The 18,035-nt window shown below is 70.8% G+C and carries 17 protein-coding genes and 1 riboswitch; of the genes, 4 read left to right on the top strand and 13 right to left on the bottom strand.

What is annotated here, in order from left to right; genetic code table 11:
- Nucleotides 1–11: 11 nt before the first annotated feature.
- The 7 genes from ACIRB7_RS25890 to ACIRB7_RS25860 all read right to left on the bottom strand — a co-directional run bounded on the left by ACIRB7_RS25890 (nucleotide 12) and on the right by ACIRB7_RS25860 (nucleotide 8,116).
- Nucleotides 12–1,130 (bottom strand): ABC transporter ATP-binding protein, encoded by a 1,119-nt coding sequence (locus ACIRB7_RS25890; protein ID WP_403603020.1) that lies wholly within the window; start codon nucleotides 1,128–1,130, stop codon nucleotides 12–14.
- Complete coding sequence (locus tag ACIRB7_RS25885) at nucleotides 1,127–2,125, bottom strand: ABC transporter permease (RefSeq protein WP_403603018.1); 999 nt, start codon at nucleotides 2,123–2,125, stop codon at nucleotides 1,127–1,129. Before ACIRB7_RS25885 ends, ACIRB7_RS25890 begins: the two co-directional genes overlap by 4 nt.
- A 306-nt stretch (nucleotides 2,126–2,431) precedes the next feature.
- Nucleotides 2,432–4,201 carry an ABC transporter substrate-binding protein gene (locus ACIRB7_RS25880; RefSeq protein ID WP_403603016.1) on the bottom strand — a complete coding sequence of 590 codons (1,770 nt, stop codon included), beginning with the start codon at nucleotides 4,199–4,201 and terminating at the stop codon, nucleotides 2,432–2,434.
- Between the two features lie 110 nt (nucleotides 4,202–4,311).
- Entirely contained in the window at nucleotides 4,312–5,340 is a 1,029-nt protein-coding gene (locus tag ACIRB7_RS25875; RefSeq protein ID WP_403603014.1) for an ABC transporter permease, read from the bottom strand.
- A gap of 363 nt (nucleotides 5,341–5,703) precedes the next feature.
- Nucleotides 5,704–6,495, bottom strand: a complete 792-nt coding sequence (locus ACIRB7_RS25870) for an enhanced serine sensitivity protein SseB C-terminal domain-containing protein (protein ID WP_351215116.1) — start codon at nucleotides 6,493–6,495, stop codon at nucleotides 5,704–5,706.
- Nucleotides 6,496–6,588: 93 nt separating this feature from the next.
- Nucleotides 6,589–7,329 (bottom strand): enhanced serine sensitivity protein SseB, encoded by a 741-nt coding sequence (locus tag ACIRB7_RS25865; RefSeq protein ID WP_403603012.1) that lies wholly within the window; start codon nucleotides 7,327–7,329, stop codon nucleotides 6,589–6,591.
- A 124-nt stretch (nucleotides 7,330–7,453) separates the two neighbouring features.
- Nucleotides 7,454–8,116 (bottom strand): AAA family ATPase, encoded by a 663-nt coding sequence (locus tag ACIRB7_RS25860; RefSeq protein WP_403603010.1) that lies wholly within the window; start codon nucleotides 8,114–8,116, stop codon nucleotides 7,454–7,456.
- 151 nt (nucleotides 8,117–8,267) lie between these two features.
- A riboswitch (glycine riboswitch) is annotated at nucleotides 8,268–8,367 on the top strand.
- A gap of 186 nt (nucleotides 8,368–8,553) precedes the next feature.
- Here ACIRB7_RS25860 and gcvT point away from each other — a divergent pair.
- From gcvT to ACIRB7_RS25840, 4 genes are all read left to right on the top strand, one after another.
- Nucleotides 8,554–9,678: a glycine cleavage system aminomethyltransferase GcvT gene (gene gcvT / locus ACIRB7_RS25855; RefSeq protein WP_403603008.1), complete on the top strand. Its 1,125-nt coding sequence runs from the start codon at nucleotides 8,554–8,556 to the stop codon at nucleotides 9,676–9,678.
- Between the two features lie 77 nt (nucleotides 9,679–9,755).
- Nucleotides 9,756–10,139 carry a glycine cleavage system protein GcvH gene (gene gcvH, locus ACIRB7_RS25850; RefSeq protein WP_403603006.1) on the top strand — a complete coding sequence of 128 codons (384 nt, stop codon included), beginning with the start codon at nucleotides 9,756–9,758 and terminating at the stop codon, nucleotides 10,137–10,139.
- Between the two features lie 32 nt (nucleotides 10,140–10,171).
- Complete coding sequence (glyA, locus tag ACIRB7_RS25845; protein ID WP_351215126.1) at nucleotides 10,172–11,440, top strand: serine hydroxymethyltransferase; 1,269 nt, start codon at nucleotides 10,172–10,174, stop codon at nucleotides 11,438–11,440.
- Nucleotides 11,441–11,616: 176 nt separating this feature from the next.
- Nucleotides 11,617–12,987, top strand: a complete 1,371-nt coding sequence (locus ACIRB7_RS25840; RefSeq protein WP_351215128.1) for an L-serine ammonia-lyase — start codon at nucleotides 11,617–11,619, stop codon at nucleotides 12,985–12,987.
- 63 nt (nucleotides 12,988–13,050) lie between these two features.
- Here the strand turns inward: ACIRB7_RS25840 and ACIRB7_RS25835 are convergent, their stop codons facing one another.
- The 6 genes from ACIRB7_RS25835 to ACIRB7_RS25810 all read right to left on the bottom strand — a co-directional run bounded on the left by ACIRB7_RS25835 (nucleotide 13,051) and on the right by ACIRB7_RS25810 (nucleotide 18,020).
- Nucleotides 13,051–13,959 (bottom strand): CopD family protein, encoded by a 909-nt coding sequence (locus ACIRB7_RS25835; RefSeq protein ID WP_403603003.1) that lies wholly within the window; start codon nucleotides 13,957–13,959, stop codon nucleotides 13,051–13,053.
- Between the two features lie 68 nt (nucleotides 13,960–14,027).
- The gene (locus ACIRB7_RS25830) at nucleotides 14,028–14,243 is read right to left on the bottom strand and encodes an EF-hand domain-containing protein (protein ID WP_403603001.1); all 216 of its coding nucleotides are present in this window, start codon (nucleotides 14,241–14,243) and stop codon (nucleotides 14,028–14,030) included.
- Nucleotides 14,244–14,329: 86 nt separating this feature from the next.
- The gene (locus ACIRB7_RS25825) at nucleotides 14,330–15,505 is read right to left on the bottom strand and encodes a hypothetical protein (RefSeq protein ID WP_403602999.1); all 1,176 of its coding nucleotides are present in this window, start codon (nucleotides 15,503–15,505) and stop codon (nucleotides 14,330–14,332) included.
- Entirely contained in the window at nucleotides 15,505–16,296 is a 792-nt protein-coding gene (locus ACIRB7_RS25820) for a polysaccharide deacetylase family protein (protein ID WP_403602997.1), read from the bottom strand. Before ACIRB7_RS25820 ends, ACIRB7_RS25825 begins: the two co-directional genes overlap by 1 nt.
- 381 nt (nucleotides 16,297–16,677) lie before the next feature.
- Nucleotides 16,678–17,181 carry an ATP-binding protein gene (locus tag ACIRB7_RS25815; protein ID WP_351215138.1) on the bottom strand — a complete coding sequence of 168 codons (504 nt, stop codon included), beginning with the start codon at nucleotides 17,179–17,181 and terminating at the stop codon, nucleotides 16,678–16,680.
- A 71-nt stretch (nucleotides 17,182–17,252) separates the two neighbouring features.
- The gene (locus ACIRB7_RS25810; protein WP_403602994.1) at nucleotides 17,253–18,020 is read right to left on the bottom strand and encodes an enoyl-CoA hydratase/isomerase family protein; all 768 of its coding nucleotides are present in this window, start codon (nucleotides 18,018–18,020) and stop codon (nucleotides 17,253–17,255) included.
- Nucleotides 18,021–18,035 lie beyond the last annotated feature (15 nt).

Raw genomic sequence — 18,035 nt, 5'->3', positions numbered from 1 at the left:
GCTCATGTCGCTCACAGTTTCGGCGCAATCTCTTCGGTCCAGATGCGGGTCCGCTCCTCCTGCGGCATGTGGCACGCCGAGAAGTGGCGGTCCCCGGCCGGCGCCAGCTCCGGCCGCTGGGTGCGCGTGATCCCGCCCTTGGGGATGTCCGCGTACGGGCAGCGGGGGTTGAAGGCGCAGCCGCTCGGGATGTTGATGAGGCTGGGCGGGTTGCCCTTCACGGGGATGAGCCGCTCGGTCTGGTCGCGGTCGATCCTCGGCATCGAACCGAGCAGGCCCCAGGTGTAGGGGTGCTGCGGCTCGTAGAAGACGGACTCGGCCGGTCCGCGTTCGACGCAGCGGCCGCCGTACATGACGAGGATGTCGTCGGCGAGCTCGGCGACGACGCCGAGGTCGTGGGTGATGATGACGACCGCGGAGCCGAACTCCTTCTGGAGGTCCCGCATCAGGTCGAGGATCTGGGCCTGGACGGTGACGTCGAGCGCCGTCGTCGGCTCGTCCGCGATGAGCAGCGCGGGGTTGTTGACGAGCGCCATGGCGATCATCGCGCGCTGGCGCATACCGCCGGAGAACTCGTGCGGGTAGTTGTCGAACCGCTTGGCGGGCTCGGGGATGCCGACCCGGTCGAGGAGTTCGACGGCCCGCCTGCGTGCCGTCTTCTTGTCGACGGGGTGGTGGACGCGGTACGCCTCCACGATCTGGTGGCCGACCGTGTAGTACGGGTGCATCGCGGACAGCGGGTCCTGGAAGATCATGGCCATGTCGCGGCCACGCATCTTACGGACCTCGGCGGGGTCGGCCGAGAGCAGCTCGCGGCCGTCCAGCCAGATCTCGCCGGAGATCTGCGCCTTCTGGCGGCCGTACTGGCCGACCGTGTGCAGGCCCATGATGCCGAGCGAGGTCACCGACTTGCCGGAGCCGGACTCGCCCACGATGCCGAGGGTCTTGCCCTTCTCCAGCTGGAAGCTGAGCCCGTCGACCGACTTGACCAGACCGTCGTCGGTCGGGAAGTGGATCTTCAGGTCGCGTACGTCGAGGAAGGCGTCGGAGGGGGCGGACCCCCGGGCCGACTGCCCGGTGGCGACGGGTTCTCCCACCGCCGCGCCGGTCTTCGTCAGCTTGTCCGTCATGCGAGCCTCACTCGGGGGTCGATCACCGCGTACAGCAGGTCCACCACGAGGTTCGCGATGACGACGCAGGCGGCGGTGATGAGGGTGACGGCCAGGATCAGCGGCAGGTCACGCTCGCTCACGCCCTTGATGGCGAGGCCGCCGAGGCCGTGGAGGCTGAACGCGGTCTCGGTCAGGACCGCGCCGCCGACGAGGGCGCCGAGGTCCATGCCGAAGATGGTCAGGATGGGGGTCATGGTGGAGCGCATGGCGTGCTTGCCGAGCACGACCGACTCCGGGAGGCCCTTGGCCCGCGCGGTGCGGATGTAGTCCTCGCCCAGGACCTCCAGCATGGTGGCGCGGGTGAGCCGCGCGTACATCGCCGCGTACAGGAAGGCGAGGGTGACCCAGGGCAGCAGCAGTCCGCCGAACCAGCCGCCGAAGGACTCGGTGATCGGTACGTAGGAGGCCGTCGTCCACTCCAGCTGCGTGCGGAAGACGAGCATCGCCAGCATGGCGGTGAAGAAGATGGGCAGCGAGACACCGGCGAGCGCGGTGATCATCGCCGCGCGGTCGATGATCGTGCCCCGCTTGAGCGCGGAGACCACGCCCGCGGACACGCCGAGGACCAGCCAGAGCGCGGCCGCGCCGATGACCATGGAGAGGGTCACGGGGAAGGCGTCGACCAGCATCGACCAGACGTCCTGCTCGGTGCGGAACGAGTAGCCGAAGCAGGGCGCGGCACAGTGGATCGTGTCGCCGCCTCCGGTGTAGTCGCGGCCGACGAAGATGCCGGAGACGAAGTGCCAGAACTGAACCAGGAGCGGCTCGTCCAGACCCAGCTTCTGCCGGACGGCCTCGATGGAAGCCGGATCCGCCTGCTTGCCGACGAACATCGCGGCAGGGTCGCTGCCGGTCATCTTGGGGATGAGGAAGAAGATGCTGAGCGTCACCAGGGTGACGACGAGCAGCATCACGACGACTGAGAAGAGCCGTCGGACTATGTATGCAAGCATGCGGTCGGCCGGTCGGGGGGCGGGGGGGCCCCCCCGGGGCCCCCCCCCCCCCCCCCCCCCCCCCCCCCCCCCCCCCCCCCCCCCCCGGGGGGGGGGGGGGGGGGGGGGGGGGGGGGGATATTAAAAACCCCCCCCCCCCCCCCCCCCCCCCCCGCCCCGCCCCCCCCCCCCCCCCCCCCCCCCCCCCGCGGGGGGGGGGGGGGGGGGGGGGGGGGCCCCCCCCGGGCCCCCCCCCCCCCGCCGCCCTCGGCCATCACCTGCCCTTCGGACCTGGCGGCGGGTGGTGCGCCGGTGGAGCGGGTCGGATTACTTGACGACGCCGAGCGACGCGTAGTCGTAACGGCCGTTGTACGCGTCGGCCGTGTAGACGTTGGTCAGCCGGGAGCTGCGCCAGATGATGTTCTTCTCGTGGGTGAAGGGCAGGTAGACGGCGGCCTCCGAGACCTTCGTGTTGATCTGCTTGTAGAGCTCGCCGGCCTTGACGGGGTCGGTCTCCTTCAGGGCGGCGTCGAACAGGCCGTTGACGGCCTTGTCGTTCAGCTCCGAGAAGTTGTTGTTACCGCTCTGCAGGATGAAGCGGCCGTCGACCAGCGGCTGGAGGAAGCCCTGCCCGGTCGGGAAGTCGGCGCCCCAGCCCATGATGATGATGCCGTAGCCCTTGTCCTTGACGACCTTCGGCGAACCGATGATGCCGGAGGTCTGGGCGCCGTCGAACTGGTCGATCTGGGCGTCGATGCCGACCTTCAGCAGCGACTGCTGGAGGGACTCGGCGGTCGCGATCTCGATCTTCTTGTTGTTGCGGACCGCGATGGTGGTCTTGAAGCCGTTCGGCTTACCGCACTTCTTCAGGGCCTCCTTCGCCTTGGCCACGTCCGGCGCGCCGCTCAGCTTGCCGTACGGGTCGGCCTTCGCGTCGGCGCCCTTGAGGCCCGGCGGCAGCATGTTGGTGGCGATGTCGCCACCGGCCTGGGGGCCACCACGGGCGGTCTGGAGGGACTTGGAGTCGGCCGCGTAGATGATGGCCTTGCGGCACTCGATGTTGGGGATGACCGTCTGCGGGAAGACCGCGTAGCGGATGAAGCCCGTCTGCGGGTTGTCGACGTTGGCCTTGTGCTTCTGGAGCACCTTCTGGCGGGCGGCGGAGCCGATGCCCGTGGCGTTGATGTCGAGGTCGTACTCGCCCTCGATCAGACGGTTGTCCATGTCGTCGGCGTTCGTGGTGAACGTGACGCTGACCTTGTCCGGGAGTGCCTTGCGGACGGTGTCCGTCTTCGCGTCCCACTTGTCGTTGCGGACGAGCTTGATGGACTTGTTCGGGGTGTACGACTCCCACTTGTACGGGCCGGAGGAGAAGGGCTTCAGGCCGTACTTGGCCTTGGTGTCCTTGTCCTGGCGGACCGGGGAGGCGGCGGGCATCGCCAGCATCTGCAGGAAGTCACCGTTGGCGACCGGCAGCTTGAAGATGATGGTCTTGTCGTCCGGGGTCTCGATCGCCTTCAGGCCGAGCTTGTCCGCGGAGGTGTCCTTGTACGGGCCCTTGTACTCGCCCTTGGGGTCGAGGACCTGCTGGAGGTAGATCGGGCCGCCGGAGATGACGTCCTGGGCCCAGATGCGCTCGATGCCGTACTTGATGTCCTTGGAGGTGATCGGCTTGCCGTCCTCCCAGGTCACCCCGTCCTTCAGCGTGAAGGTGTAGGTGAGGCCGTCGGCGGAGACCTTGCCGGAGTCGGTCGCGAGGTCCGGGACGAGCTCGGTGGAGGCGGCGCCCGGCTCGGCCTTGAAGGTGACCAGCTGGCGGGTGTAGTAGCGGGCGAAGTCCCACACGAAGCCGTAGTAGCCGCGCTGCGGGTCCCACGAGTCGGCCTCCTGCGAGCCGATGAACTTCAGCTCGCCGCCCTTCTTGTCGGAGGGGTTGGCGACCTTGTTCACACCGGCGTCGAAGCCGGGCGCTCCGCCCTTGCCCTTGTCGCCGCTGTCGCCGCTGCCGCCGCCGCAGGCGGTGGTGACGACCATCGTGGCCGCCGCGAGCAGCGCGCCTGCGGCGATCCTGCGCCTCTGAGAACTCATCAGAGTCATGGGTCTCGCAACCTCCGGGATAGTGGCGGCCGATACGGCGGTCCGCCGAGTGGGGATGAGCCTCCTGTCGCCAGCGGCAGGGGCGGGTCTTGCGTGTCGTCGACGAACGGTCAGCGGGAGCCCTTCGGGTCGAGCGCGTCACGCACGCCGTCGCCGAAGAGGTTGAACGCCAGGACGGTGATGAAGATCGCGAGGCCGGGGATCACCATGAAGAGCGGGTCCGCCTCGTAGGTGGTGATGGCCGTCGACAGCATCTGACCCCAGGAAGCGGTCGGAGGCTTCACACCCGCGCCGAGGAAGCTGAGCGCCGCTTCGGTGAGGATGTTGGTGGGGATCATGAGGGTCGCGTAGACCGTGATCGGGGCGATCAGGTTGGGCAGCAGCTCCCGGCGCAGGATGTAGAGCCGGCCGGCGCCGAGGCTCTGGGCGGCCTCGACGTACTCGCGGTTGCGCAGCGAGAGGGTCTGGCCGCGGACGATGCGGCCCACGTACGGCCAGCCGAAGAAGCCGATGACGACGACGAGGGCGGCGATACGGACGCCCGAGCCGTCGAGTCCGAGGAGCTCGTTCGGCAGGACGGAGACCAGGGCGATCGTGAAGAGCAGCTGCGGGAAGGCGAGCATCACGTCCATGACCCGGCTCAGGGCCGCGTCGATCCAGCCGCCGAAGTAGCCGGCGATGATGCCGAGGATCGTGCCGAGGACGACGGCGAAGACAGCCGCCAGGAAGGCGACGAGCAGCGAGATCCGGGCGCCGTAGACGATCCGGCTGAAGACGTCGCGGCCGTTGACGGGCTCGACGCCGAAGAGGAACTCGGAGCTGACGCCGCCCCAGGAACCGATGGGGGTGCCGAAGAGCGGGTCGATCTGGTCCTCGTGGAACTCGTCCGGCGGGTGGCCGAGGAGGCCGACGATGACCGGCGCGAAGACCGCGACCAGGACGAGGAAGAGGACGACGAAGGCGCCCGCGAGGGCCAGTTTGTCGCGCTTGAGGCGGGTCCAGGCGATCTTCCAGGGCGAGCGGCCCTCGATCGCCTTGCCGGAGGCGCCGGAGTTGTCCGGAGTGCCGGGTGCGTCGGGCGCGGCGTCGGCGGTGGCGGTCGACTCGACCGCACTCGCCTTGTGCAGTGGTGCCGTCATCGTGGTGAGGACCCCTCTCGGCCGCCGGTAGCCGGCCACTTGCCCGCCGCGGGTAGCGGCTCGGTGGAACAACCTGCTGGGCACCGGCTCGAAAGGAGCCGAACGCCCGGTGTTCCGGGGAGTCTTCAATGCGCTTGTGATCACCCGCCAGCCCTGACGGGGAATGTTTGCTCAAACGTGATGCGGTGCTGCGACTTCCGTTATCCGGACGCCACGATCACGTGAGCGGACCATCTCGGGGCCTCTTCCCCCTAATCGGACATGTCCCTCAACTGGGCGGTCCGCCGTCGGTATTGGGACGAACGACGGCCTCCGGGGCGAACTCCGGAGGCCGGTGGGACGGTACGCGAGAAGAGGGGCGTCTCAGTATCCGGACGGCGCGGGCGGCGGGTAGCCGTACCCGGGGACGGGCGCGGAGCCGCGGCCCGCGTGCGCCTCGCGGTCGTAGAAGGGCCGCCCGTTCGCCCGCAGCCAGAGGGCCACCGGGTCGTACGCGTCGGAGAGCGCGACCGTCGAGACGGGCAGCCCGTCGGGTACGGCGCCGATCGACTGGCGCATCATCGCGCGGACCGTGTCGACGGCCGCCGGGGAGGTGTCGTACAGGTCGAGCCCGATGGCGAGGTACGGGGAGCCGAGCGCGGGCTGCACCCAGCCGCGGCGCAGCGCCCTGACGGCCGGGGTGCGGTGCGCGTTCTGCGTGAGCAGGGCGTAGAACTGCGGGATCTCCAGGGCGGGCTCGGTGACCCGCAGCGGCCCCGCGGGCATCCGGTCGAGGCCGGTGGCGATCCGGCGCAGGTCGGCCCACGGGATGCCGACGCCGCCGCCGGGGGCGTGCGGATTGAGCCAGACGCCCCAGCGGTCGGGGTAGAGGGCGCGGGCGATCTCGCGGCCGGTGACGAGCTCGTGGGCGCGGGTCCAGCCGGAGGCGGAGAGTTCCTGCGCGGAGGTCACGCAGGGCGCGTAGCCGAAGCCGTCGACCTCCATGTTCCCGTACTGGGCGTCGGACGCGCCGGGAGAGCCGTGCCAGAGCAGCATCCACAGCTCGCCGTCGGCGAGGGCGTGCAGGAGCTGCTCGTACGCGTCGTAGCGTCCGGGTGCCACCTGGCGCAGCATGTGCTCGACCTGACCAGCCGCAGCAGTGCCTGACGCGCTCACCCTGGGTCCCGCCCCTCTTCCGTTCACCACGTTCGTCCAGCCGATGATTCAGTTCAGCTTAGGGCGCCGGTCACGCCCCGAGCGGGGAGCCGGTCACCCGGCGGCGCGCTGGTAGAAGGGGCGCACCCGCTCCAGCATCCAGTCGCCGACCGGGTCCTGCGCCATGTCGAGCAGGATGAGGTTGACCGGCCAGGCGACCTCGACGCGGCCCAGGGCGCGGCCGAGGGCGTCCAGGGGCGCGTTGCGGTCGACGCCGTCCCAGGCGGCGAGCTGGACGCCGACGAAGAGGGCGGGTTCGGTGCCCTCGACGCTGGCGAGGGCGCGGCGGGCGCTGGTCACGACGCCGGTGGCCTCGAACTCGGCGGAGGCGGCGGCGAGGAAGTCGACGGGGTCGTCCTGCCAGTCGGGCTCGAAGAGGCGGACGCGGCCGCCGGTGGCGGGCCCGTCGAGCGGGGTGCGGCCGACGCGGCACAGTTCGGCGACGGCGGGCGGGGGCAGCGGGACGCCGACGGTGCCGCCGGGGTTCACGGCGATGCCGAGCTGTGGGGGCAGGCCGCGGGCGAAGTCGCGGGCGGGCGCGACGGCGAAGGACATGTGGCTGCCGACGCAGGCGAGGAACTGCTGCTCGGAGCTGAAGACGGGGACGTAGGCCGCGCCGTCGAGCTCCATGGTGGCGAGGTCGAGGTCGGGGCTCTCGGGTCCGCCGCCGTTGGGCAGCGGGACCCAGACGGGGCTGCGCCCGAGCACCTCGACCAGGCGGCCGCCGGCCGCCGGGTTGCCGAGTGAGGCGGCAAGGACCTCTTCGAGCTCGTTGCTCGGCCACGTCACGTCCACGGTCCCGTATCCCCTTCTCGCACGGCCTGCCGCACCGGCCGCCCGGCAGAACCCTAACGCCGCCTCGGCGCCACCGTGGCGAAAAGGGTACGGAAGCGAGAGTGCGCCGGGTCGGGCGCGTCCGTCAGGCGGTCTCCCGGAACTCGATCCTCCGCAGGGCGTCCGCCGCGTCCCGGTCGAGCAGGGTGGCCGAGGCGCAGCCGTGCGGGAGGCGGCCGGACTCGGCGGCCTCGACGAGCCGGCCGACGGCACGCCGGTGCCGGGCGAAGGCATAGGCGGAGACGCCCCGGCCGCGGGTCCGCTGGCCCTCGCGAGCGGTGTCCGGGGAGACGTCGAGGAGGAGCAGGTGCAGGGCACGGCCGCGCCTACGGGCCTCGCGGGCGAGCCAGCCGCGCACCCAGGACTGGGTGCCGCAGTCGTGCACGATCACCCCGGTGCCGGAGCGCAGGGCGCGGCGCAGCCCGGCGTAGTGCGCGAGCCGGACCAGGGGGCGGTAGAGGGCGTACGGCACGAGGCGGGGCATGCGGGCCTCCCAGCGCTCGCGGGCGTCCTGGGAGTCGATGCCGGCGCCCGCGGCGGCGCGCCTCATGAGGGTCGACTTGCCGCTGCCGGGCAGTCCTGAGACCACGACGAGGTCGCCGGCCGCGAAGGTGAGGGTGCGGGGGCCCCGGCCGCCGCGCTCGCGGAGGTCCCGCAGGAGACGGCCGCGGCCGCGGGTCCTGGCGCGGGCTCGCTGGGACGGTATGCCCGTACTCGGCGCGCACGCGCCGCTGTGCTGGATCCTCATCGCTTCTCCCCCTGCCGGGCCTCGGGAGACCCTTGCCCACAAAGTGTAAAGAAACGGTAATGGGACACAAGCGATATGCCCCGCCGAGCTCGCGTGCAATGATGTGCCCGCCAGGCGCGCACAGTCGCCACACAATCGCATACCGGCCGCTCGAATCCGCGCGGGAGAGTTCCGGACCGCCCAGCGTGTCCGGACGCCGAAGGAGCAAGACCCTCCCTTGAATCTCTCAGGCCCCGTACCGCGCGGATGAGGCAGATCTGAAAAGCGGGACACCCTGCTGTGTCCCCACCCAAGGTGCAAGCCGAACTCCCGGCGCCGAACTCCCGGCGACGAGATGCTCTCGGTGAACCTCTCAGGTTCCATGACAGATGGGGAGGACGTCCTCGCCGTCATGTGTTTCGTCACCGATCACGCCCTTGGGACCCGGGAGCCACCCCATGAGCACTGCCCCCCGCCTGACCGCCCTCGATGCCCTGCATCGTTCGCTGGGCGCGACCATGACCGACTTCGCCGGCTGGGACATGCCGCTGCGGTACGCCAGCGAGCGCGACGAGCACCTCGCCGTCCGCACAAGGGCCGGTCTCTTCGACCTCTCCCACATGGGTGAGATCACCGTCACCGGCCCGCAGGCGGTCGAGCTCCTCGACCACGCCCTCGTCGGCAACATCTCCACCGTGGGCAACGGCCGCGCCCGCTACACGATGATCTGCCAGGAGGACGGCGGCATCCTCGACGACCTGATCGTGTACCGGCTCCAGGAACAGGAGTACATGGTCGTCGCCAACGCCTCCAACGCGCAGATCGTCCTGGACGCGCTGACCGAGCGCGCGGCCGGCTTCGACGCCGAGGTGCGCGACGACCGTGACGCGTACGCCCTGATCGCCGTCCAGGGCCCGGAGTCCCCCGGCATCCTGAAGTCGCTCACGGACGCCGACCTGGACGGCCTCAAGTACTACGCCGGCCTGCCGGGCACGGTCGCGGGCGTGCCCGCGCTGATCGCCCGTACCGGCTACACCGGCGAGGACGGCTTCGAGCTGTTCCTGAAGCCCGAGCACGCCGAGGGCGTCTGGAAGGCGCTGACCGAGGCGGGCGAGGGCGTCGGCCTGATCCCCTGCGGTCTGTCCTGCCGCGACACGCTCCGCCTGGAGGCGGGCATGCCGCTGTACGGTCACGAGCTGACCACCGCCCTCACCCCCTTCGACGCGGGTCTCGGCCGGGTCGTGAAGTTCGAGAAGACGACCAACGACGGCGACTTCGTCGGCCGCCAGGCGCTGGAGGCCGCCGCCGAGCGCGCGGCGACCAACCCGCCGCGCAAGCTCGTCGGCCTGGTCGCCGAGGGCCGCCGGGTCCCCCGCGCGGGCTTCTCCGTCGTCAAGGACGGCGTGGTGATCGGCGAGGTCACCTCCGGCGCCCCGTCGCCGACCCTCGGAAAGCCGATCGCGATGGCGTACGTGGACGCGGCGCACGCCGAGCCCGGCACCCAGGGTGTAGGTGTGGACATCCGCGGCACCCACGAGCCGTACGAGGTCGTCGCGCTGCCCTTCTACAAGCGCCAGAAGTGACGCATCCGTCTCACGTCGCGTCTCACCCCGCAAGACCCACGTTCATCAGCACTCCCCCGATCCAGGAGAATCAGGCCATGAGCAACCCCCAGCAGCTGCGTTACACCAAGGAGCACGAGTGGCTGTCGGCCGCCGAGGACGGCGTCGCGACGGTCGGCATCACGGAGTTCGCGGCCAACGCGCTCGGTGACGTCGTCTTCGCCCAGCTCCCCGCCGTCGGCGACACCGTCACCGCGGGCGAGACCTGCGGCGAGCTGGAGTCGACGAAGTCCGTGAGCGACCTGTACTCCCCCGTCACGGGTGAGATCGTCGCCGCGAACCAGGACGTGGTGGACGACCCGTCCCTGGTGAACACGGCTCCGTTCGAGGGTGGCTGGCTGTTCAAGGTACGTGTCGCGGGCGAGCCGGACGATCTGCTCTCCGCCGACGCGTACACCGAGTTCTCCGCCTCCGGGAACTGAGACCGGGCCCGAGACCCCTTAGGGATCGATTCATGTCGCTTCTGAACACTCCCCTCCACGAGCTGGACCCGGACGTCGCCGCCGCTGTCGACGCCGAGCTCCGCCGTCAGCAGTCCACCCTCGAGATGATCGCCTCGGAGAACTTCGCTCCGGTCGCCGTCATGGAGGCGCAGGGCTCCGTCCTCACCAACAAGTACGCCGAGGGCTACCCGGGCCGCCGCTACTACGGTGGCTGCGAGCACGTCGACGTCGCCGAGCAGATCGCGATCGACCGGATCAAGGACCTGTTCGGCGCCGAGTACGCCAACGTCCAGCCGCACTCCGGCGCCTCCGCGAACCAGGCCGCCCTCTTCGCGATCGCCCAGCCCGGCGACACGATCCTGGGTCTGGACCTGGCGCACGGCGGTCACCTCACCCACGGCATGCGCCTGAACTTCTCCGGCAAGCAGTTCAACGTGGTCGCGTACCACGTGGACGAGGCCGGTCTGGTCGACATGGCCGAGGTCGAGCGCCTCGCCAAGGAGCACCGCCCGAAGGTGATCATCGCGGGCTGGTCCGCCTATCCGCGCCAGCTGGACTTCGCCGAGTTCCGCCGGATCGCCGACGAGGTCGAGGCCAAGCTGTGGGTCGACATGGCCCACTTCGCGGGCCTGGTCGCCGCCGGTCTGCACCCGAACCCGGTCGAGTACGCGGACGTGGTGACCTCCACCACGCACAAGACGCTCGGCGGCCCCCGCGGCGGCATCATCCTCGCGAAGAAGGAGTTCGCGAAGAAGCTGAACTCCTCGGTCTTCCCCGGCTTCCAGGGCGGCCCGCTCGAGCACGTGATCGCCGCCAAGGCCGTCTCCTTCAAGGTCGCGGCCACGGAGGAGTTCAAGGAGCGCCAGCAGCGCACCCTGGACGGCGCCCGCATCATCGCCGAGCGCCTGGTCCAGGACGACGTCACCGCCCACGGTGTCTCCGTCCTGTCCGGCGGCACGGACGTCCACCTGCTCCTCGTCGACCTGCGCGACAGCGAGCTGGACGGCCAGCAGGCCGAGGACCGCCTCCACGAGGTCGGCATCACGGTCAACCGGAACGCCGTCCCGAACGACCCGCGCCCGCCGATGGTCACCTCGGGTCTGCGCATCGGTACGCCGGCGCTCGCGACCCGCGGTTTCCAGGCCGAGGACTTCACCGAGGTCGGCGACATCATCGCGGAGACCCTGAAGCCCGGCTTCGACGCCGACAAGGCCGCATCGCTGAAGGCCCGGGTGACGGCGCTCGCCGACAAGCACCCGCTGTACCCCGGCCTGAAGTAGTTTCGTACGATTTAGTTCCGGTTTCGTTCGTACGACACCTCCGGGGCATCGCGCACACTGGACAGTGAGCGCGGTGCCCCACCCCATGTCATCGCGCGGTTCCGACCGCTTGCCTTCACGCTTTTCTGCTCCACCCCGGCAGACAACGGCGTCTAGCCCCCCACAAGGAGTTCTCCGTGGCCATCTCGGTCTTCGACCTGTTCTCGATCGGCATCGGCCCGTCGAGCTCCCACACGGTGGGCCCGATGCGCGCGGCCCGGATGTTCGCCCGCCGGCTGAAGAACGAGGGCCTGCTCGCCCACACCGCGAAGGTCCGGGCGGAGCTGTACGGCTCGCTCGGCGCGACCGGCCACGGCCACGGCACCCCGAAGGCGGTCCTGCTCGGTCTTGAGGGCAGCTCGCCCCGCACGGTGAACGTGGAGACCGCCGACGACGAGGTCGAGCGGATCAAGTCGAGCGGCCGGATCAACCTCCTCGGCGCCCACGAGATCCCCTTCGACTTCGACGCCGACCTGATACTGCACCGGCGCAAGGCGCTGCCGTACCACGCCAACGGGATGACGATCTTCGCGTACGACGCGGAGGGCGGCCTCGTCCTGGAGAAGACGTACTACTCGGTCGGCGGCGGCTTCGTCGTCGACGAGGACGCCGTGGCCGGCGAGAACCCGATCGTCCCCGACGACACGGCCCTGAAGTACCCCTTCCGTACGGGCGACGAGCTGCTGCGCCTGGCGAAGGAGACGGGCCTGTCGATCTCCGCGATGATGCTGGAGAACGAGAAGGCCTGGCGCACCGAGGACGAGATCCGCGCGGGCCTCCTGGAGATCTGGCGGGTCATGCAGTCCTGCGTCTCGCGCGGCATGTCCCGCGAGGGGATCCTGCCCGGCGGCCTGAAGGTCCGCCGCCGCGCCGCGACCTCCGCCCGCAAGCTCCGCTCCGAGGGCGACCCGGCGGCGCACGCGATGGAGTGGATCACGCTCTACGCGATGGCCGTGAACGAGGAGAACGCGGCGGGCGGCCGGGTGGTCACCGCCCCGACGAACGGCGCGGCCGGCATCATCCCGGCGGTCCTGCACTACTACATGAACTTCGTCCCCGGCGCCGACGACGAGGGCATCGTCCGCTTCATGCTCGCGGCCGGCGCGGTCGGCATGCTCTTCAAGGAGAACGCCTCGATCTCCGGCGCCGAGGTCGGCTGCCAGGGCGAGGTCGGCTCGGCCTGCTCGATGGCGGCGGGCGCCCTCGCCGAGGTCCTCGGCGGCACCCCGGAGCAGGTGGAGAACGCGGCCGAGATCGGCATGGAACACAACCTGGGCCTGACCTGCGACCCGGTCGGCGGCCTGGTCCAGATCCCGTGCATCGAGCGGAACGGCATGGCGGCGGTCAAGGCGGTCACGGCGGCGAAGATGGCGATGCGCGGCGACGGCAGCCACCTGGTCTCCCTCGACAAGGTCATCAAGACCATGAAGGAGACCGGCGCGGACATGAGCGTGAAGTACAAGGAGACCGCCCGGGGCGGTCTCGCGGTGAACATCATCGAGTGCTGAGCTTGTAGGCCCTGACCAGCGCGTTTGTGCCGTTCAGCGAGCGATTCCGCCCTGTGGCCGGGGTCAGGGGCCGATTCCGTGTGGGTCCGGCACCACCGTGAGGAGTGCCGAGACGACGATGATCGCCGCGAGGACGGACACCTCCACGCGCGCGGGTGCCTGGGCGTTCCCGCCGGACATCATCCGCCCCCGGGCGGCGAGCGCGAGCAGGCTCGCCCCGCCGAACAGGATCAGCTTCACCAGGAGGATCCGGCCGTAGGCGGTGCTCATGACGGCGTCGAGCGGTAGCTTGCGCAGGGTCGAGACGGTGCCGGTGACCGCGAGAGCGGCGTACACCCAGGCGGCCATCCGGGCGTACCGGGCGAGGACGTCCCGGCCGCCGCCCCGCAGTCTCATGGTGCGGAGCACGTACAGGAGGGTGCCGGCCCAGAGCGAGGCGGCGGTGAGGTGCACGACCGTGAGGGACGTGCCGATGACCGGTTGGTACGTCTCCGGGTGGGCGCGTACGGCCTCGGCGCCCACGGCGAGGGCGAGCGGCAGGGCGGCGAGCGCGGGGCGCCGGGAGGCGGCGCAGAGGGCGGCCAGGACGAAGGCGTTGGCCGTGACGAGCAGGAGGCGGCCCTCGCGGAGCCCGTACACGACGGGCGGGCTGAGTCCGCTGACCGCTGCGAAGAGCAGCAGGAGCCCGGCCGAGGCGGCCGCGGCAAGGAGGGCGGCGGGGGCGGACCAGGCGCGGGGCCGTGGCCCGTCGCGCGCGAGGCGGCGGCCGGCGAGTTCACCGACGTGTACGGCCAGACCGGTGAAGACCAGAAGCCGCAGCAGCGTGGTGGTGCCGGCCGCGGGTATTCGGAGCTCGCCCGTGCCCGTCTGGGCGAGGCCGCCGCCCAGCAGGGCGACGACCAGGACCGCGACGACGGCGAGGACCGCCGCCGTCAGACGGCTCGGGGTACCGAAGGGTCCGGGAAGCGTCACCGGACGATCGTCACCGAGCCCCGGACGGGCGGCAACTCAGGGTCGCTCCGCCCGTCCGGCCCGGCGGGTCAGGCCTTGCTGTAGTGCGCCCAGAACTCGTCCCACGAGAGGACGCCGTCGCCGTTGGCGTCGCGCTGCTTGATGAGCACCTCGGCGACCGACTCGGTGACGTTGAAGTCGCCGTGCTGCGCCATGAGGCTCTTGTACTCCGCGGCGGTGATGAAGCCGTCGCCGTCCACGTCGAAACTGTTGAATGCCGTGCGTGCCGACTCGATGTCCGCCACTGCTTCCGCCCCTTCTCGGTGCTTCTCTGACGGGGGTCAGATTAGCTGGCCCGCCGGGACGGGCCGCGAGGGGTCTCAGGGGTGGGCTACCGGAAGATGCCCGTGTGCCCGAGGGAGTAGCGGCCCGGCTGGGGGTAGACGGCGAGGCCGTGGGGGCCGCCGCCGACCGGGATGCGGGCGAGCTGCTTTCCGGTGGTGGTGTCGATCGCGTACACCTCGGCGTCGTAGCGGCCGGAGAGCCACAGGACCTTGCCGTCGGCGGAGACACCTCCCATGTCGGGGGAGCCGCCGTCCGGCAGCCACCACTTCTTGGTGAGCTTGTTCTTGGCGAAGTCGAAGACGGAGACGGAGCCCTCGCCGCGGTTGGGGACGTACATCTCGCGTGAGTCCCGGCTGATGTAGAGGCCGTGGCAGCCCTTGCCGGTGGGCAGCAGGGTGGGGGTGGTGAACTTCTCGCCGTCGAGGACCCACATGCCGTGGGCCATCATGTCGGCGACGTAGAACGTCTTGCCGTCGGGGGAGATCTTCACGTCCTGCGGCATGGCGCCCTCGAAGGGCAGCTTCTGCTGGCCGATCACCTCCATCTTCTCGGTGTCGACCTTGAGCAGTTCGCCGGAGAACTCGCAGGAGACGACGAAGTACCGTCCGTCGGCGGAGAAGTCGGCGTGGTTGACGCCGTAGCAGCTGACGGGGACGGTCTTCTTCCGCTCCATGGTGTGGGGGTCGCGGAAGACGAGTTCGCGGTCCAGGGAGGCCATCACGACGGCGTACTTGCCGTTGGGTGTGAAGTAGAGGTTGTACGGGTCGTGGACCTCGACGGGTTTGCCCGCGACGCCGGTGGCGGGGTCGATGGGGGTGAGCGTGTGGCCCCGGTTGTTGTTGACCCAGAGGGTCTTCATGTCCCAGGAGGGCACGACGTGCTGGGGCTGGATGCCGACGGGGATGGTCTCGATCACCTGGTAGGTGGCCGGGTCGATGACGGAGACGGTGTTGGAGTTGGTGTTGGGGACGTAGACGCGGGAGGGGAAGTCCTTGACGACCGGGGAGAGTTTGTTCGGCCGGTCGGCGGCGTAGACGTCGTTCGGGTCGAGCAGCGGTGGCATGCCGGGGAGCCCGGCGGGCGCGGCGGCGGGCTTCTTGACGGGGGCGGCCTTCTTCACCGGGGCGGCTCCCTCGCCGGGGTCCCCGGTGCCGCAGCCGGCGAGGAGGGCGAGGACCGCGGCGGCGAGGAGGGCTCTTGTGCGCTTCGTGGGGTGTGCCATCAGGTCAGCAGCTCCGTGGTGGTGACCGCGCGCAGCCCGCGGCGGTCGAGGTCGGCGAGGAGGAGGGGAAGGGCGACGGCGGTGACCGGGTAGCCGAAGTGCAGGCTGACGACGGAGCCGGCGCGGGCCGTGCCGGTGACGTTGCGGACGACGGCGGCGGCGTCGGTGGTGGTGAAGTCGAGGGAGTCGACGTCGTACGAGAGGACGTGCGGGTATCCGGCGCGGTGGGCGGCGCGCAGGACGGCGGGGGCGGCGCGCTGGGTGCGGGAGGGCCGGAACCAGGTGCCGATGGAGCCGGTGAGCCGGCGGAGCCTGGTGGCGCAGGCCTCGATCTCGGCGTGGGCCCCGGCTTCGGTGAGGGCGTTGACGTCGGTGTGGTGCTGGGTGTGGTTGCCGAGGTCGTGTCCGCCGTCGAGGACGCGCCGGGCCATGTCGGGGTGGGCGTCGAGCCAGCTGCCGACGGCGAGGACGGTGACACGGGCGCCGGCCTTCTCGGCCTGGGTGAGGAGCGTCCGGGCGAGGGCGGGGTCGCCCTGGCCGTGGAAGGTGAGGGCGACGCGGGGCCGGTCACGGGGGCCGTGGGCGATCTCCGCGGGCTGTCCGGGGAGGCGCCGCGGGCCGGGGGCCGCGTGGGGCGCGGGGGCGGGCCGCCGGGGAGCGGCGGGAGCGGCCGGGCGCTGTGGAGCGGGGGCGGCGGGGCGGGGCTCCGTGCCGCAGGCGGTGGCGAGGGCTCCCGCGAGGGTGGCGGCCGCACCGGCTCGGAGGGCGCTGCGGCGGTCGGTCGGCTTCACGCGACCATTTAAAGGCGCTACCGCCCGATTTATTACGATTGGGCCAATTCAGGACGTTTACGACCCCTGAAGTGGCGTCCAGCATGCGGACGAGCCCGGGAAACAACCGATGAACCGCATAGCCATTCACTGTTTACAAGGCGGGTGCTTCACGTCACCAACGATTCATTCTGGAACTGTCCCACTTCGCCCTGGATTGCCCCGCTAGGAGCTTTTGGCGCCAAGGCCCCCTGTCTGCCATAGTCGGAGACACGACCCCCATTGACCCGGGCCAGGTCGACATAGCGGCCGTGGATACACCCCCCCGTCCACGGCGCACCACACGGCAGCCCCCACGCGCCCCACCACGGCGCACGGGGGCTTCCGTGCCTGCGGGGTCGGTCAGCGGTCGGAGACCCGCATCTCGAACCAGGTCGTCTTGCCGCGCGGCGCGAGGTCCACACCCCAGCGGTCCGAGAGCTTGTCGACGAGGAAGAGCCCCCGGCCGCTCGTGTCGAGCTCGTGCACCGGCATCAGACAGGGCAGCCCGCGCGAGGGGTCCCGCACCTCGACGCGGATCCAGCCGCGCCGCCGCTGTAACCGCAGTGCGAAGACCCGGGCGCCGGTGTGCCGGACCGCGTTCCCGACGAGTTCGGAGACGAGCAGGACCGCGTGCTCGGCGATCTGCGGGCCCAGCCCCCACTGCCGCAGCACGACGTGCTCGGTGAGTCGGCGGGCCACCCACGCGGACTCGGGACGGGACGGCAGCCGCACATCCTCGTCCGCCGGATTACCGTACAACTCCATTGCCCCGGCGGCCTGTTCGTCGTCCGCGGCCGGTGACCACCGCGCTGCGGCGGCGCTTGCGCGCTGCCACGGCTGTTCCCTACCCTCCAGGCCCGCCATGCCCCCCATCATGGCCGTACGGAGGCGTCCGCGGGGGCCGTTCCGACGGAATCGGCCCCCGGAACAACCCGTCAGGCGAACTTCGCCTTGCCCGGGCCCTCTTCGACGAAGCTGCGCATCCCGCGCTCGCGGTCCTCGGTCGCGAACAGAGCCGCGAACCAGGTCCGCTCGATGGCGAGACCGGTGTCGATGTCGGCCTCGAGCCCCTGGTCGATCGCCTCCTTCGCGGCCCGCAGGGCGACCGCGGGCCCCTGCGCCAGCTTCGCGGCCCAGGCGTGCGCCTGCTCGTACACCTCGGCGGCCGGGACGACCCGGTCGACCAGACCCAGCGTCAGGGCCTCGTCGGCCTTCACCATCCGGCCGGTGAAGATGAGGTCCTTGGCCTTGGAGGGGCCGACCAGGCGCGACAGGCGCTGGGTGCCGCCCGCGCCCGGGATCAGGCCGAGCAGGATCTCCGGCTGGCCCAGCCGCGCGTTGTCCGCGGCGATCCGGTAGTCGGCGCAGAGCGCCAGCTCGCAGCCGCCGCCGAGGGCGTACCCGGTGATCGCGGCGACGACGGGCTTGGGGACGCGGGCGACGGCGGTGAAGGAGTCCTGGAGGGCGCGGGAGCGCTTGACCATGGCCACGTGGTCCATGACCTGCATCTCCTTGATGTCCGCGCCGGCCGCGAACACCCGCTCGCCGCCGTAGAGGACCACGGCCCGCACGTCGTCGCGGTCGGTCGCCTCCTGGGCCAGCTCGCGCAGCCGGTCCTGGGTGGCGATGTCCAGGGCGTTCATCGGGGGGCGGTCGAGGCGGATCGTGCCGACGCCTTCGGCGACTTCGAGATTCACAGTCATGAGAGGAAGGTTAGT

It is taken from the genome of Streptomyces sp. NPDC093795 (assembly GCF_044764665.1).
Taxonomy (GTDB): Bacteria; Actinomycetota; Actinomycetes; order Streptomycetales; family Streptomycetaceae; genus Streptomyces.
This window is presented reverse-complemented; position numbering and strand designations above follow the sequence as displayed.

Coding starts and splice junctions, on each gene's coding strand:
- ACIRB7_RS25890 (WP_403603020.1), bottom strand. CDS start 1,130: ATGACGGACAAGCTGACGAAGACCGGCGCGGCGGTGGGAGAACCCGTC.
- ACIRB7_RS25885 (WP_403603018.1), bottom strand. CDS start 2,125: ATGCTTGCATACATAGTCCGACGGCTCTTCTCAGTCGTCGTGATGCTG.
- ACIRB7_RS25880 (WP_403603016.1), bottom strand. CDS start 4,201: ATGACTCTGATGAGTTCTCAGAGGCGCAGGATCGCCGCAGGCGCGCTG.
- ACIRB7_RS25875 (WP_403603014.1), bottom strand. CDS start 5,340: ATGACGGCACCACTGCACAAGGCGAGTGCGGTCGAGTCGACCGCCACC.
- ACIRB7_RS25860 (WP_403603010.1), bottom strand. CDS start 8,116: ATGAGGATCCAGCACAGCGGCGCGTGCGCGCCGAGTACGGGCATACCG.
- gcvT (WP_403603008.1), top strand. CDS start 8,554: ATGAGCACTGCCCCCCGCCTGACCGCCCTCGATGCCCTGCATCGTTCG.
- gcvH (WP_403603006.1), top strand. CDS start 9,756: ATGAGCAACCCCCAGCAGCTGCGTTACACCAAGGAGCACGAGTGGCTG.
- glyA (WP_351215126.1), top strand. CDS start 10,172: ATGTCGCTTCTGAACACTCCCCTCCACGAGCTGGACCCGGACGTCGCC.
- ACIRB7_RS25825 (WP_403602999.1), bottom strand. CDS start 15,505: ATGGCACACCCCACGAAGCGCACAAGAGCCCTCCTCGCCGCCGCGGTC.
- ACIRB7_RS25815 (WP_351215138.1), bottom strand. CDS start 17,181: ATGGCGGGCCTGGAGGGTAGGGAACAGCCGTGGCAGCGCGCAAGCGCC.
- ACIRB7_RS25810 (WP_403602994.1), bottom strand. CDS start 18,020: ATGACTGTGAATCTCGAAGTCGCCGAAGGCGTCGGCACGATCCGCCTC.